The sequence below is a fragment of the Noviherbaspirillum aerium genome, assembly GCF_008929045.1.
Lineage (GTDB): Bacteria > Pseudomonadota > Gammaproteobacteria > Burkholderiales > Burkholderiaceae_D > Noviherbaspirillum > Noviherbaspirillum aerium.
Map to the genome: position 1 here is coordinate 69855 of NZ_VFAH01000015.1, position 15021 is coordinate 84875.

Consider the following 15021-nt stretch of genomic DNA (forward strand, 5'->3'; position numbering starts at 1 on the left):
TTAGGTTGTTGAGAAAATCATTGCGGCGTCAGCGTCGAATCGCCATCCTGGCCAGTGCGTGCTTTCCACTGTACAAAGCTCAACGCTTCGCCATTGAAGTTTGCAAATATTGAAGACGAACTGATGTAGCGATTGCCGGCATAGGTTCCAAAACGGATGACGGCTGAAGTGCCAAGGTCGCTGCTGATACGATACATCTCCTGTTTGCCGGATATTGTGAAGACATTGCCCGCAAAGGCGTTATTGTTCACCACTGGTGTCGTTCCCGCTTCCACAATCTGCACATGAGCCTGGGTGTTCTGGGAAAACACGTTAGCCGTTACTGCATTGTCGTAGCCGTTGAGTATTTCCATGCCGTTGCCGCTGCCAGTAACGGTATTGCCGGATACAACGGTTCCGTTGGCGTAATCGCCCAGATAGATTCCCCAAGCCAGCCTCTGCGAAGCACCGACGTTGCGGATAATATTGTTTTCAATGCGGGTATCAAGGCGCATTCGCTCTGGCGACGATGTAAAGATTCCTCCGCAGTCAGTAAGCACCTTGCATGCACCGTCGACGGTGTTTCCGGACACGACTGCATTGCGATACACGCGTATGCCGATATAGCCGGAATTGGTTACCTTGTTATTCTGTACCAGGGCTCCTTCGCCAGCTGTCAAGTTGATTGCAGCATGCGCATTGGTCGGCATGCCGAGGGTTCCGGATGCGTCAATGATGGAATTGGAAATGCGCTCGCCGCCACCGCCCCATTTGATCGCGATGGCATCGTGTTTCGAATTGCGTATTGCAGCAGCGTTCACTTGCAGGCCGGAACCTGCAGAGTTCAGAATGCCGTTGCCCGAGGAATTGCGGATCTCGACATTGTTAACCTTGAGGTTGCCAGCGCCCATTGCATTGATGCCATTGGCTGCACCGAAGATTGCAACGCCGTCGACTGTCACCGATTGGGAATTGCTCGCATCGATACCGTCCCTGTCGGGAGAAACCCATACACGCCCCTCGGGTGATTGGCCGTCCGGTGCCCAGACATACAACCGTCCTCCGCTGACCGCCCACTCTCCGGGTTCGTCGAGCATCCACAATTTTCCTTCGACATAAAATTCGACCTGACCACCAAGCGGATAGCCGTCAAAATTGAGGTTGCCAGTACTGGCGACGCCGATCCTGCCATCAGCGTACCCGGTGATCCTCCGCGCTTCGACCGCCCATTCATAAGGTTTGAATACCAGGGTCGCACCGACGAGGTCTGAATTGGGCATAGCATGGGTCAGGCTCGACTCGTTCGATGAACTTGCGCGCGCCCAGACTTGCGCGGCACTTGGCCAATGAGCTTTCGCCATCGGTTGTTCCGAAATGCTGACCTGAGCCACATCCGTATTCACGGGTGCAGAGTAGATGCTCCCTTGATGTCTTACCCAGCCGTTTATGGCCTGCCCTGGCGACAGAATCGCCTTTCCGCAAGCCCCTGCAGTCTTCACCGTGACATTCGATTTACCCTTCAGGTCAAGCGTACCTTGGTAAATGCGTCCGCATTCAAGTTGTACGGTGCTTCCATTGACGATTCCGGAAGGCATGGCGAGCACGGGTAACGGCGTACCCTGGACTGGCGCCGTCGTAATGACCCCAATTGGTAACGCACCGGTATCGATCGCCGCAGGCGTTCCCGGCAAGGTTGATGGGGAAGTGGACGAGCTGATTGCGGAGGCAGGATTGGACGACGTTTGTGGCAAGCCTTCAGCCGATACCGTCGCATTTGATGATTCAGGCCGCGCTGCGGTGCTTGCGGAAACGTCGTTGCCTGTACTTGCCGCAGCGACGCTGTCCGGACTTCCGCCGCCTCCGCCACAAGCAGCGACGACAACGGCAATGGAAGAAGACATGACAAGGCGCTTCAAGATAATCGGAGATTGAAATGGCTGCATCTTCAGATCAGCGCCGCCCGCAACAACACGTCGTACGCCGAAATAATTAACGGACGTCGATTTCAACACTTCAATTTCTTTAATTCAATGCTTTTACTGCAAGTTCACCCTCATGTTTTGTTACCAATCGTGAATAATGTAAGTACTTCAAGTTGAAAAAATGATCTTCAAAAAAGGGGAATGCACGAATGAAATTGACGTCGCGTCATACCGGACGACAGTATTCCGGGGCGCATTTTAAGCGGTCAACGCAGTCGAAATATGCATCACAAGACAAGCGAAGCAAGAGGAAATCAAAATGCATAAACTCATGATCAAAGCAGTAACCATGCTGATATCAGTCTTGGTTACATCCTGCGCAACACGCACGAGCTATCAGGATCTGTATGGACAGGAAATTCCTGCCTCAGCACATACCGATCAGATTGTTTCGATTGGTCCCGACACCCGCCATGTGAACGTCCAGGGAGGTAACTCGGTACGCTTCATTGTCGGCGACAGGGAGTTCGCGTGGCATTTCAATGTAGCTCGAACCATCGATTCGTTTGATCTCAGAGAAGTCGCGCCGCCCGGGATACTTGGCCACGCCGTCATTGCTCACGTGTCGCCAGACCCAAAATATTTGACAGCCCCGTAAGGGTCCGGCACGAGTGCATGGATAGCAGATGGGATGACTGAAGGAGGCTGATTATGCTTGTGTACCAAGAACCACAATGCCGAGCGCGCAAAGGGTCAGCGTAAAGCCAAGCAGAATGTTGGCATAGGGAGTCCGCTTGGTATGGCAGCCGTGACATTCACGCTCTCTCCATTCTTTTTTCGCGCCGCAAATGCCACAGCGTCCTGCGATGAAATGCCACATAAATCGCTCATGAATGTTTAAGACTTTTCAAGTGTAGCGGCATGTCGTGGCATGGCATTGAGGATTAGCAATGTGGCTGCGGTGCATCGATATGACTAGGGCCTGTTCACACTAACGCAGCGCTTCAGCGATGAGGGCCGAGGTGATGAACGCAGCGAACATGACATCCAGCTTGTCATAGCGAGCAAATACGCGACGCCACGCCTTCAGACGCCGAAACAGTCGCTCGATTCGATTACGCTTGCGACAGAGTTGCCGGTCATATGTCCAGGGCTTACATCGCTGTGGATTGGGTAGCACTACCGGCATCCAGCCCATAACATTGGCCAGTCTACAGGTGGCATCGTCGGCTGCGTCCAAGCGCTAGGGGCCCGTTTTTCTGGGCGTGCCGTTATCATCAGGATGCACTTTGACGATACGCGAGTCCAGACACACCGCTTCGATACGCACCTGCATGAGCCGCCGGCGCTGCAATTGCTTGAACACCTGATCGAGCACCCCGGCTCGGCACCAACGCAGCATACGGGTGTAGAGGGTATGCCACTTGCCGTAGCGGAGCGTTTCCACATTGCCCTGCCTGCCGATTCCGCACAGATTGCCGCCGGCACCGCGCCGTTGCTCCTTGCCATGGCTAGACCATGTCGCGTCGTCACGCCTTGCTCCAACGGCAATCTGCCTCGGTCCCGACTACGCTGTGTTTGATAAGCTGCTGCGCGGTCCGGGTTGACGCCTGCGGCGCTCGGTGTGCCCTGCGTACGTGTGCGCTCCTCCGCGCCAATCCGAACCGCTCGCAACGCTTATCAGACACAGCCTAGGCCGATCATTACGAAAACGCTCTCCCGGCTGCTCACATTCTTCAATATATGTGCGCATGCGTGAAAGTTGTTCCTCCATTGCTGAACTGTTTCTTCCTGCTCAAGCAACAACTCAAAATTTACGCGACGCTACGCTGCGAAGAAACATCGCTGCATGTGTCCAATTCAGTCTGTCAAGACTCGGTGGTCTTCCAGTCCGCTCTATTTTGCGAATGCAATATATCTAATAGTTAAATCAGAGTTTTCTCTCTGAAGACTTCCATTGTGCAATGCACGATTTTTATCTCTTTTGGCTGGAACTTGCTAAATATATCAAGCTCTACAAAGGCCCGTTTGCATGTGCTCGCTACTGCCTGTATTGCTGGCCACATGCAATGTTTTCCTCATGTTTAGCTTAACAGGAGATCGACAATGTTTACGTTTTCGCAGGAAGTCCCGCCGGCACTGAAAGCGCATATCGACGCACAGTACTCGATGTTCGCCGAGCTGTCGCAGAAAATGTTCGATACAGCACAGAAGATCAACGAACTCAATATACAAGCGGCAAAGACCTTGGTTGAGGGTTCGCTGTCGAGCGCACAGCAGGTCATTGTGGCGAAAGATCCGTACGAAGCGCTTTCCATTGCAGCAGCGCAGGCACAACCCTCCGCGGAAAGAGTGCGGGAGTATCAGCAGCATCTGAACAATATTGCTGCGCGTACGCAGGTCGACTTGGCAAAAACAGCAGAGACTCACGTTCCCAACACGAGCCGCACGGCGGCAGCTGTCGCAGACGAAGTAGCACGAAAGGCCAATGAGGAAACCGAGAAGGCGGCTTCGCGTCAGAAAGCTGCATTCGAACGGTTTAATACTTCATTCGAACGTGGCGATGAACAGAAGCCGCAGACAGCCCGGCCTGCAACATGACACCGGTTCAGTCATCTCAAGCCCATTCCACTCCTAGTGCATTGCATGCAAGTGCATACCACGAGAAGTGCTCCGTTATTCCCATCTAGTCTATTTTGGAGTCGCCATGTTCCTATTCAATCAACCGCTTCCGCCTTCTGCAAAAGCTCATCTCGAATCGCAATTCACCTTCGTGTCCGAACTTTCGAAGCAGCTTTTTACCACCGTGCAGAAGATTAATGATCTGAACATCAGTATTGCGCAAAACGTGCTGCAGGATACATTGAACAGCACTCGTGAAGTTGCCAGTGCACAGAACCCTTATGAGGCTCTGTCGATTGCCGCCGGCCAGGTGCAGCCCGCAGCAGAACGGCTGCGTGTGTACCAGCAGCATCTCACAAATATCGCAGCCAACACTCAGGTTGATCTCGCAAAAACCGCAGAAGTGCACGTGCCGGCAACCAGCCGCACTGCATCCGCCCTCGCCGACGAGGTGGCACGCCGCGCCAACGAAGATACTCAGAAAGCCACCCAGCGGCAGAAAGCAACCCTTGAAAAAATTGCCGCACCTATCGGCAAGCCGGACACAGGTAAAGGCACGACAGCTAACGTGCATTGACTACCCACAAAGACGTGTCTGCCGCAATACATTCATTCAGGTTCGCTAGCCTGAATTGCGGCAGAAGGCCCGCGTAGGCGATCGCTTACTGCAGGTGCGCTGCAACGCCAGGTTGCCGCTTCGAAGATCCTTTCCCTCGAAGCGGCAACGAAAGCCGTCTATTGTCGCCTCATCCTGAGCTGTCCACGAAATGTCAGCCCGACCGAAGCAACAGACACGGCGGCATCATTCCACAAATAACAGCAGCTAGGGAGAGAACGTTCCCGGCTGGAGAATCCGCTAGCTTGGGGGACATTGCCGATCATTAGCTTGATCTGCTACCCAGCGACAACATCGCAAATAGAGAGCAAGTTTTAGGCTCACGATAACCCTTGCTTTCGAAAAGTCAGCCGGGCGTGAACGTTGGAAAGCCGCCTTAGGCCAGCCCGCTTTCGATGAGAGTTTTCCGTCTGCCTGCGTCTGTCTCCTTACAGTTACCGCCATCTCAACAGTCGTGATCAGAACACGGTTTGCATTGAATCAATGCCTGCCCCTACTCGGCCCTCGCATGGGAAACCTTATTGACGTTCATGCAATCACATTATGGTTGACGAATGATGCGCAACCTTTCGAACGAAAATACCTATGGACCATGGCATGAAAACACCGCGTCACTTCTCGATGATTCGCGGTTTCCATCTTGCAGACTTCTTTACTTTAGGCAATGCCGCATGTGGTGTCGCTGCAGTATTTTTTGCGATGCTGTATGTTTCTACGAGATCGCAATCTTATTTGTTCGCAGCCGCCGCAATGGCGCCCCTAGCGTTTTTATTTGACGTGCTGGACGGCATGATCGCACGTTGGCGACATCAGCATTCTCCTCTTGGCCGAGAACTCGATTCCCTTGCAGACGTTATTTCGTTTGGTGTAGCACCGGCAACGCTGGGTTTTGCCGTTGGAATGCAGGGAGGATGGGACGCGGTTGCACTGATGTATTTTGTATGCTGCGGCGTTAGCAGACTGGCAAGATTCAATGTCACTGCCGAAGAACTATCGCAAGGGGGAGAAAAGGTTGCCTATTTTGAAGGGACGCCAATACCGACGAGCGTCATTATTACCGCCATCCTGGCATTTGCGGCGTTTCAAGGCCGTATAGGCGATGCACTATACGGCGGAGTATGGGACTTGGGGCCATGGAGCCTGCATCCCCTCGTACTTGTGTTTGTCGTTTCGGGAAGCATGATGATCAGCAAAACACTTCGCATCCCCAAGCCATAGCAATCACTCGCTAAGCGTTGATTGATTCCAGATGCATTAATTGCGCATCGGACGACAATCGGACAATGAGATAATCACTCAAGAAATACCAGGTCAACATCCATATCGACGGTCGCCATCCACGATGCGATAACTGCCCCATTTATCGACGAAGCAAATGGCATCGTCTGAATGACGCACTTGGGAAAGTTTAGTTTTCCGTCCCGAACGGCGGAATTTCCATGGCGGAGTCGGATCATCCTCGCTCCAGAGCCCTCGGCGATCACGGCGTGCCATCGCTTCCAATGCGGGAAGAGATAGATCGTTATTGTGTTTCGGATCCACCCAGGCAAAACCTCGTTCAACTTGTATCCGATTTGCTTCATTGCCATCGCATTGAACAACCGCGACCAATGTGCCTGCATAATCGAATTGCTTGTTTTGCAGGACGGCATTTTTTCCAAGGCAAAGCTCGGCTAGTGCTTGACGGGAAGCTTCTCCGAAAGCCTGCTTCTTTTCCGGGGCGTCAATATGCGCAAGTTTGAGAAGAACCGGGCGCTCATCCAGCAAGATGGTCATTGTGTTGCCGTCCTCAATGCTCTTGACCTTCTCTGCATATGCGACGGAAGACGTTAATAAAGTACCAATGAAGAGAAAACTCGCACTGCGATGTGATAATTTCATTTAATGCCACTGTGACATAGGCGGAGGGATCGATGTACTGTAAGAAACCCGATGCATAATTGCAACTAAATTTTTTGTCCTGTGCCAAATCCCCACAAATGGCATTTTTCCAAGGCTACCCTATCACTGCGGTTCTCCACGGGGAATAGCTGGATTGGAAGTAATTTTTTGCCAATACCTGCAAATGAAATTTGGAATGCGTGCATGTTGCAGAGTACAAAACCCGAAATTTTTAGATTCACAAAAGAATCTTTTTAAAGATTTTGAATTTTTCGGTGTAATATCTGCCCGCTGTAACAAAAAAATCCAAGCCAGGACGACGAGAGAGACAGGAACCCCGTATAGCATTGTCTTACGGGGTTTTCCTTTTTTAGATATGAGTTCGGTGAATACCTCATATCACGGAATAAAAGCGGCAATTTATTGTGCATCGCATTAAAGTGATCTTGTCTCCTCCAACTCTTCTTGAATTGGATTTGAACCCGCTCTTGTGGCGGGTTTTTTTTCGCCATGTGTTTTACCTTTTGGCGAATACCAAACTGATCTTGTTAACGTGTTCCGGACGCAAGCCTTGCAAACGCAGAACGCTGTCTCAACCGCATTGGCTATTGTCCTTGGTGGAAAACCTATTGTGCGTGATCGGATATTGACGTTCTTCTTCATGGCGCGCCCGATAAAGTTTCAGCTATAGGTCCTGAACAAGACATCGCTTGCCCGGCTTGTTCTTTACCTTGGCAGCCCATTCGTTTTTTTACCCTTTGTCATTACGACCCGAGGCGACACATGTTCGGAGAAAAGATAACTGGAAGCCAGAACAACGGCTTGCAGTTAGTTCAGTTCACCGCTCGGATGATAGAGCCTATGTCAGAGCAGGTGCATTCTTAAGGAATGCATTAAAGGTACGTAATTGATCTGTAAAAATTGCACCCATTTTGTCCAAACAACAAATGGCAAACGCCTTAGCCAAAGGGGGGACCTCCAAGCTGAACGTATTCAAGTTGAGCGCGTTTCTTGCTTTTATAAAAACTCTAGACTTTTATCGACGGGCAAGATTACGGAGGCGCCATGAAATGGGAAGGTAATCGTGAGAGCGAAAATATCGAAGATCGGCGGGGCGCTGGAGGCTTCGGAGGCGGCGGATTCGGGGGACGGTCAATAGGACTCGGTACAGTCGCCATTGCACTCGTTGCCTCCTATTTTCTTGGTGTCAATCCAATGACTGTGTTGAGCATGTTGACTGGTGGCTCGCCGGGAACATCCGTGTCTCAGCCGATGCCGACGCAAAATCCTCCTGCATCCGACCAAATGACCCGATTTGTGTCGACGGTATTGGCCGATACGGAAGATACCTGGACCGCCATCTTCAGCCAGCAGGGCGCCAACTATGCGAAGCCGCGGCTGGTCCTGTTTTCGGGCAGCACACCGACAGCTTGCGGTACAGGGCAATCGGCTATGGGTCCCTTTTATTGCCCTGGAGACCAACGCATCTATATCGACCTAAGCTTTTATCGGCTGATGCAGCAACGATTCAATGTGTCCGGCGAATTCGCGCAGGCCTACGTCATTGCGCATGAGGTCGGGCATCATGTACAGCACCTGATGGGCATCTCCGACAAGGTCCATGCCGCGCGACGCAACTCGTCGGAGGCAGAGGGCAATGCCCTGTCTGTGCGGCTTGAATTGCAAGCTGACTGCTTTGCAGGGGTATGGGCAAACCATGCCAACCGTGCGCGCAATATACTTGAAGCCGGCGATGTGGAGGCCGCGCTGAATGCCGCCAGTGCCATCGGCGATGATGCGCTCCAGCGCAAATCCCAAGGACATGTGGTGCCGGACTCCTTCACGCACGGCACGTCGGCGCAGCGGGTCCGCTGGTTTACGCAGGGCATAAAGAGCGGCCAGGTCACTGCCTGCAATACGTTTGAAGCCAAGCAGCTATAAGCATGCGCCTTCCTATACAATGCCGGCTTTCCCGATGAATCGCTCTACATGTCCTTTGCCCCCACTCTCGCCTTGCTCCGGGCTTCGCTCGACGCATTAAAAGCGAAACAGACGAGCCTGAACGAATTTTGCCGAACATGGCGCGGCCAGACAGCCTTGCTGACCGCCCTTCCCGACCGCTATGCGCAAGTCATGGAGGATCTGCTGGGAAGGATGGAAGCCGGCAGCCTGTTTACCGAAGAAAGCTGCTCGTTCAGCCAGGAAGATCTGCAGGCCAATCTAGCCGTCTGGCTCGACAAGGCGGAACAAACGCTGGAGAAGTTGCAATGACACGTATTCAAGCCATTGATTTCACCGTGGAAGGCGAGTATGTCGAATTGAATCAGCTTCTAAAGCTGGTTGGGATTGCCGATAGCGGAGGTGCGGGCAAGGCCATCGTCGCGCGAGGGGAAGTGTTTGTCGACGGACAGGTGGAAATGCGCAAAACCTGCAAGGTCCGGCCGGGTCAGATGGTAAGCCTGGGCCATATCCGCATCAGATTGTTGGCGGGATGACTACAAGCCGACTGCAAGCCGTTCCCGCTGAAACTGCGTGCGCTCAGCCTTCCCCGTCTTCCTTTTCTCCCTGCTGTTTCGCCCAGCGTTCCGCCCAACGCTGGAGGGGCATTAATGCATCGAGCAATTCCCTCCCCTGCCGGCTGAGCGCATAACCGGCGGGCTCTTCCAGTATCACGATATCCGAGTCGCGCAATTCACGCAGCCGTTGATTGAGAACGGTGGGCGACATGTCGTCGCAATGCTCACGCAGCTCCCGAAAGGTAAGAGGACGGTCGCGCAGTTCCCAAAGGATGCGCAATACCCAGCGCCTGCCAAGCAAATCAAGCAAAGCCATGACGGGCCGGCCTGTCCGCGAACCGCGAACAGACATTCCAGGTTTGATCGAAGCCATAATTTCCCGCTACTGAATGTGTAGCAATATGCTACAGTAAACGTAGCATGCAGTCCATATGCTGCGCGCCCAGGCCGTATCCGAGAAGCGTCGAGCGGTTCGGATTTGAGTTAAGCACCGCAGGTGCGGATGCAGACACGGACCCAACTGCAGCCTATCGAATACAGCCTGGAACGGATTGCGGTGGGTGCACGGAAGAATCGATTTGCACTGGGAGGCGGCATATCAAGGCGAGAAAAACGCCGTTTCGCGGACCACATCATCGCCAGACAACGTAACCATGCGCCAGACACGCCGATGCAATCTTCTATTCACCCACAATCCGCTCTATTACCCTGCCTGCTTACTAAAGGAGAAATGATGTTGGAATCCGCCACCGATCCTAGACTTGCTCCATTCAATGGTCCTTATGATGCTGCAGTAGCTGACGCTCTGGCTCGCGCCATGCCTCCGGGGCAAGCGCCGCTCAAGCTGTTTCGCACCATGTCGCATAGCCCGAGAGTACTGACACGGATGTTCGCCGGCAGCTTCCTCGACAAGGGCCCGCTGACCTTGCGTCAGCGCGAGCTGATCATTCTCCGCACCTGCGCTCGATGCAATTCCGAGTATGAATGGGGAGTTCACGTCGCCTTTTTCGCAGGCAAGGCGGGCCTGAGCGGCGATGAGATCCGCGCTAGCCGCGAACCGCTGTATACATCATGGAGTAAAAGCGACGGCCTGCTGCTGAGACTGGTTGATGAGCTGCATGATCGTGCACAGGTCAGCGACGAATTATGGAAGGGGCTTCACGAAGAATTCAGCGCCGAACAACTGCTTGAGCTGGTTGCGCTTACGGGCTACTACCATACCATCTCTTTCATGACGAACGCTTTTCGGATCGAGAAGGAAAGCTTTGCACCGGGCTTTGCTCCCTAAAACTGCTTCTCGTGTTCGACGCCTCCTCCCTTGAAAGAGGTCAAAACAAAAGGCCGCAATGCGGCCTTTTCTTTGGGGGCAATCATCGAGCAGGATACCTCGATGTTGCTCAGGGCAATGCTTTACACTGTCGCGGCCTGGGGTGAGGCTGGCGTGAACTGGCTCGCGGCGTTGGCGAGATTCGTTTCGAATGCCTGAACCGCCTGCTTGGCTGTCTTGTTGAATTGTTCGTAGCCTGCAGCTGCATTGCCGAATGCGGTTCGCAGTATGGCCACGGCATTTTCCGAGCCTGGTGGCGCATTCTTTGCGGCCTCGTCGACAAATTGTCCGACTTGGCGACTGAAGTCCGCGAACTGCCGCTCCGCGGCGCGGGAAACCTCTGCCTGCATCCCGCTTGCAATATTGGCCAGATGGCCGTTATAGGCGACTGCCTTGTCCAGTGCGGGCTTCGCTTGCGCGTTGATAAGCGCGACGAACTGTTGCGGATCCTTCGCCTCCAGCAACTGCCGGGTTGTTGCCGACGACTCGTCGAGAGACGCCTTCGCAGCCGTCAGATTAAGTGTCCACAGCTTCTCCATGCTTTCGAGCGCTTTGCCGCTCAAGGCAGTGTACAAGTTCAGACTGGATTCGATATTGGCTTTGGCTGCTTGGGAAATGGCGTCTTGGGATGGGAACATGTTATCTCCTAGAATAGGGCTCGATAGACCACAGAGAGCATGGAAAAGTTGCGGGTGTTGTGCATTGCAACAGCCGCCTATTTTAAGGACGCTTGATGCCGCCATCAAGGATGTTCTTGTGCAATGCGGGAGCGTGAGCTCAGGCTTTTTCCTGGTGGTCTTTATTGCTTCAGATCGCGATCGTTGGAGCATGAAAGCCGAACGCCAGCACATGACCGCTACCTCCATGAAATTCTCAAATCAGCTAAGATAAATCACATGGCCAACCTCAGGCGGCGAACGTCGTGCCGCTTCAACCTGCGTCGTCGCGAAACGCACGATGTGCGGTGAGCAATAACCGGATTGATCAAGATGAATAACGACCCTCACCATGCGCGGCTTTATTATCTCTTTGGTCCGAACAATACGCCGCAGCGCGGCTCATGGCTGAGCAGATTTCCGGCCGGCATATTTGCCATCTCTGTCGGATTATTCGGATTGGTTGCTGCATGGCGCCGCGCGGCCGCATCCGGTTGGAGCGGCGCTGCCACGATCAGTGAAATGATCCTTTATCTCGCCCTGACGATCTGGGTCATATCAACGCTCCTCTATGCACTCAAATGCAAGCGCCATGCACAGGCCGTACTGGACGAGTTTCGCCACCCCGTGCAAGGCTCGCTCCAGTCGCTGATTCCCTTGTCTGCCCTGCTGGCGGTGATTCTTCTGCAGCACCCGGAGCAAGGCATCTGGTTGCTATGCTGTATTGGCGCGTTGCTACTGAACGGCCTGATCGCGGGCCGGACAATTTACCTGCTTGCGACTGGCCAATTGCCGCGCAACGCCGTTACGCCAGCTTTGTACTTGCCTGTCGTAGGAGGCTTTCTGGTGGGGGCCATGGCACTGGCTGTCCTGCATTATGATGAATGTGCGGCACTGCTATTCAGCACCGGCCTTTCCGGTTGGGCGATCCTTGAAATGCGCGTTCTCGGTCAATTGTTTGAAGGCCCGATGCCTGAACCGCTGCGGGCAACCATCGGCATAGAACTGGCGCCGCCGGCCGTCGCGACCTTGTCGGCAGCGACTCTTTGGCCGAGTCTGCCGTCCCAGGCGATCATGCTAGGCATTGGCCTGACGGTGATTCCGTTTGTGAGCGTCTTCGCGCGTTATCGCTGGTGGAGCCGGATTCCCTTCGCGATTGGATTCTGGTCATTCTCCTTTCCGGTGGCCGCCTTCGCTAGTGTCGTGCTTGAGGCAAGCCAGCGTGGGGGCTGGCCATCATGGATCGGCATGCTGGCCCTGTTCGCAGCGACCGCCGTGATCGCCTGGCTTCTGCTGCGCACCGCGATACTACTGGTACGCGGGCGGCTTCTGCCGTAGTAGATTTTGAGAGGTTATGAGGAGACTATCGGGATTCAATGCCCATCCCAAATCATGAGATGAGTTACGGCGGGCATAGCGGGCACCAGAGCCTGTTCACACTTGATCCGGGAGATGCGTACCCACCATAACGCGCACTGGTGGCGTTACAAGGGAACGGCGAGCCCTCCTTGCCGCAGCGCCGCTACGACGCGTCGTTGTGCCTGGCCCTGCAACGCCTACGGCGCCTTCGCGCTTCCGGATGCAGTGTGAACAAGCCCTAGTGGGGCTTGCCAGGCTGATGGGTTGGGATGGATACGGTGTCAACAGTGCTCGCGTATGTCCGTACGTAGGCACTCCGGCTCTTCAACGCAATTCCGAACCGCTCGTGACGCTTATCCAACCCAGCAACCTAGCGCTGCAAGGTTTCAGTACGCCTGCTGGATCGCCGTTCAACGGAATGCGACGATACGCAGAATTCGAGGTTGGTGATGCCAATTGCCCCTGGCGGACCCGCCACGAAATCGAAGCCGCTTTTGACAGGAAACAGGCAGTCATCGCGCAGGATAAGATCGGTATGACAGTTTGGCGTGGGCGAATACAGGTGTTCCTTGATGGCATCCCAGATGGGCGGTGTTACCCAGCCATAGAGATAGAGCTGGTTTGGGTAAAGTGAACTGTCCGAGTCGAGATAACCCTTCTGGTTTTTTTGCAGCGGAGGTTGCTCAGGTGTCGAGTTGACGACCGCAAGATCTACCGACCCCTCGCCGATAGGATAGGCTTCCTCGTTCTGATACGAAGTATAGGCAAGGCGGAGATGCCATCTGCAGATGAGCGCGATCTTCTTTTCCATTCCGACCTTTTCAGTCGCCATGGACAGCCCGTCGGTGACGGTCAGCTGGGTACACATGATCTGACCGATCAGTGTCGGCTCCAGCCGCCTGAAATCCTCGAGATTCTCATGCAGGTTCCAGAACAGCCATTTGACGCGTTCGCCCTCGGTCATGTCCGGCAGGTCGGAGATGGTCTTGCTTCCATGCGACTCGATCGTCCGCATGACGTCCTTGCGCATCTTTTCATGCGCCTCATCAATTTCCGCACCAAACCGATGGATGTAATCGCTCCGCATAAACCTCTCCGAAAAAACGCTGCTGGATAACTCAGTGTAGGACTCAATTTCCAAATGAACAGGGGTGTCGGCACGTGCAGCGACAATGCTTGCAGCGATGTCAACAATCCTGGCGGATAGAGTTTTATCCTGCCTGTAAGTTCATGGTTCCGGCGAGATTACGGCATTCCCGCAAACAGGCCGGATATTTCGGGCATGTTCAAGGGACGGACAAGGGCCGGTATCGGATAGTATCGGCCATCCAACCTGTCCCGAATGACCGAAATCAAGAAAGCAAACCATGCCGAGCCTGATCTATATTGCCGACCCGATGTGCTCCTGGTGTTATGGCTTTAGTGCTGAACTGAAGGCCCTGCTCGATGGCTTGCCGGGTCTTCGGCTCGACATTATCGTCGGCGGACTGCGCGCCTATAACACTGCGTCGATGGACGATGCCCTAAAGGCCAAGTTGCAGAACCATTGGAAACAGGTTGGCGAGCGTACCGGGCTGACACTGGCACCGGCAGCGACGGAGAGGAAGGACTTCATCTACGACAGCGAACCCGCCTGCCGCGCCGTGGTCGCTACACGCCTGCTCGCGCCCGCTGCATGCCTTGCGGTATTCGAGGCGATCCAGACGGCGTTCTATGCCGAAGGCAAGGATGTGACGCAGACCGGAATACTTTGCGACATCGCGGCCAAGGCCATCTCGGCGGCCGGCATTCCGATGGACCAGGAAGCATTCCATGCCACATTCAAGTCCGAAGCCGCCGTCATGGCGACGTATCAGGACTTCGAGCAGACCAAGCGTTGGGAGATCACAGGTTTTCCGACGCTTGTTCTTGAGCGGGACGGTGCACTCGACCTGGTGACATCCGGTTACGTCACCATGCCGGAACTCGTCGAACTGATGCAGGCCCTGGTTGACGCTGAAACGGAAACCACCGCCCCTGCCTGAAGAACACGGGGCGTTGGCAGGCATACTCCTTTTCCTGCCCAGTCTTGTCGAGACCAGGAATAAATAAACCCTGACCGCTACAGCGGATCAGGGTTTTTTATTGGCAGCCGTATATCAGT

General features: G+C 54.1%; 17 protein-coding genes. 10 read left to right on the plus strand and 7 right to left on the minus strand.

Annotated features, from left to right (window positions below; genetic code table 11):
* Positions 1-17: 17 nt before the first annotated feature.
* Positions 18-1991, minus strand: a complete 1974-nt coding sequence (locus FH061_RS19885) for a right-handed parallel beta-helix repeat-containing protein (RefSeq protein ID WP_151637576.1) — start codon at positions 1989-1991, stop codon at positions 18-20.
* A gap of 229 nt (positions 1992-2220) precedes the next feature.
* Between FH061_RS19885 and FH061_RS19890 the strand changes: the two genes are divergently transcribed.
* Positions 2221-2559, plus strand: a complete 339-nt coding sequence (locus FH061_RS19890) for a CzcE family metal-binding protein (RefSeq protein ID WP_225984748.1) — start codon at positions 2221-2223, stop codon at positions 2557-2559.
* Between the two features lie 51 nt (positions 2560-2610).
* On the opposite strand, the gene FH061_RS30590 is transcribed toward FH061_RS19890, so the two are convergent.
* Both FH061_RS30590 and FH061_RS19900 read right to left on the minus strand, forming a co-directional pair.
* Positions 2611-2781 carry a hypothetical protein gene (locus FH061_RS30590; RefSeq protein WP_192805153.1) on the minus strand — a complete coding sequence of 57 codons (171 nt, stop codon included), beginning with the start codon at positions 2779-2781 and terminating at the stop codon, positions 2611-2613.
* A gap of 363 nt (positions 2782-3144) precedes the next feature.
* Complete coding sequence (locus tag FH061_RS19900) at positions 3145-3348, minus strand: transposase (RefSeq protein ID WP_151637578.1); 204 nt, start codon at positions 3346-3348, stop codon at positions 3145-3147.
* Between the two features lie 659 nt (positions 3349-4007).
* On the opposite strand from FH061_RS19900, the gene FH061_RS19905 reads away from it, so the two are divergent.
* The 3 genes from FH061_RS19905 to FH061_RS19915 all read left to right on the plus strand — a co-directional run bounded on the left by FH061_RS19905 (position 4008) and on the right by FH061_RS19915 (position 6357).
* Entirely contained in the window at positions 4008-4502 is a 495-nt protein-coding gene (locus FH061_RS19905) for a phasin family protein (protein ID WP_225984749.1), read from the plus strand.
* A gap of 106 nt (positions 4503-4608) precedes the next feature.
* Positions 4609-5100: a phasin family protein gene (locus tag FH061_RS19910; protein ID WP_151637579.1), complete on the plus strand. Its 492-nt coding sequence runs from the start codon at positions 4609-4611 to the stop codon at positions 5098-5100.
* Between the two features lie 636 nt (positions 5101-5736).
* Positions 5737-6357 (plus strand): CDP-alcohol phosphatidyltransferase family protein, encoded by a 621-nt coding sequence (locus tag FH061_RS19915; protein ID WP_151637580.1) that lies wholly within the window; start codon positions 5737-5739, stop codon positions 6355-6357.
* Between the two features lie 93 nt (positions 6358-6450).
* On the opposite strand, the gene FH061_RS19920 is transcribed toward FH061_RS19915, so the two are convergent.
* The gene (locus tag FH061_RS19920) at positions 6451-7020 is read right to left on the minus strand and encodes a thermonuclease family protein (protein WP_151637581.1); all 570 of its coding nucleotides are present in this window, start codon (positions 7018-7020) and stop codon (positions 6451-6453) included.
* A gap of 1065 nt (positions 7021-8085) precedes the next feature.
* Between FH061_RS19920 and ypfJ the strand changes: the two genes are divergently transcribed.
* The 3 genes from ypfJ to FH061_RS19935 are packed head-to-tail and all read left to right on the plus strand — an operon-like array spanning position 8086 to position 9515.
* Complete coding sequence (gene ypfJ, locus FH061_RS19925; RefSeq protein ID WP_151637582.1) at positions 8086-8961, plus strand: KPN_02809 family neutral zinc metallopeptidase; 876 nt, start codon at positions 8086-8088, stop codon at positions 8959-8961.
* Between the two features lie 48 nt (positions 8962-9009).
* Positions 9010-9291: a hypothetical protein gene (locus FH061_RS19930; protein ID WP_151637583.1), complete on the plus strand. Its 282-nt coding sequence runs from the start codon at positions 9010-9012 to the stop codon at positions 9289-9291.
* Positions 9288-9515: an RNA-binding S4 domain-containing protein gene (locus FH061_RS19935; protein ID WP_404822486.1), complete on the plus strand. Its 228-nt coding sequence runs from the start codon at positions 9288-9290 to the stop codon at positions 9513-9515. Before FH061_RS19930 ends, FH061_RS19935 begins: the two co-directional genes overlap by 4 nt.
* A gap of 43 nt (positions 9516-9558) precedes the next feature.
* Here FH061_RS19935 and FH061_RS19940 read toward each other — a convergent pair whose 3' ends face one another.
* Positions 9559-9852 (minus strand): winged helix-turn-helix transcriptional regulator, encoded by a 294-nt coding sequence (locus FH061_RS19940; RefSeq protein ID WP_318841033.1) that lies wholly within the window; start codon positions 9850-9852, stop codon positions 9559-9561.
* 186 nt (positions 9853-10038) lie between these two features.
* Between FH061_RS19940 and FH061_RS19945 the strand changes: the two genes are divergently transcribed.
* Entirely contained in the window at positions 10039-10824 is a 786-nt protein-coding gene (locus FH061_RS19945; RefSeq protein WP_225984750.1) for a carboxymuconolactone decarboxylase family protein, read from the plus strand.
* Between the two features lie 122 nt (positions 10825-10946).
* On the opposite strand, the gene FH061_RS19950 is transcribed toward FH061_RS19945, so the two are convergent.
* Entirely contained in the window at positions 10947-11729 is a 783-nt protein-coding gene (locus FH061_RS19950) for a phasin family protein (RefSeq protein WP_318841034.1), read from the minus strand.
* Positions 11730-11852: 123 nt separating this feature from the next.
* Between FH061_RS19950 and FH061_RS19955 the strand changes: the two genes are divergently transcribed.
* Entirely contained in the window at positions 11853-12857 is a 1005-nt protein-coding gene (locus FH061_RS19955; protein WP_225984758.1) for an SLAC1 family transporter, read from the plus strand.
* A gap of 391 nt (positions 12858-13248) precedes the next feature.
* Here FH061_RS19955 and FH061_RS19960 read toward each other — a convergent pair whose 3' ends face one another.
* On the minus strand, positions 13249-13965 hold the full coding sequence (locus FH061_RS19960) for a hypothetical protein (protein ID WP_151637586.1): 717 nt from the start codon (positions 13963-13965) through the stop codon (positions 13249-13251).
* Positions 13966-14245: 280 nt separating this feature from the next.
* Between FH061_RS19960 and FH061_RS19965 the strand changes: the two genes are divergently transcribed.
* Positions 14246-14902, plus strand: coding sequence for a DsbA family protein (locus tag FH061_RS19965; RefSeq protein ID WP_151637587.1), 657 nt, complete (start codon positions 14246-14248; stop codon positions 14900-14902).
* Positions 14903-15021: the final 119 nt, after the last annotated feature.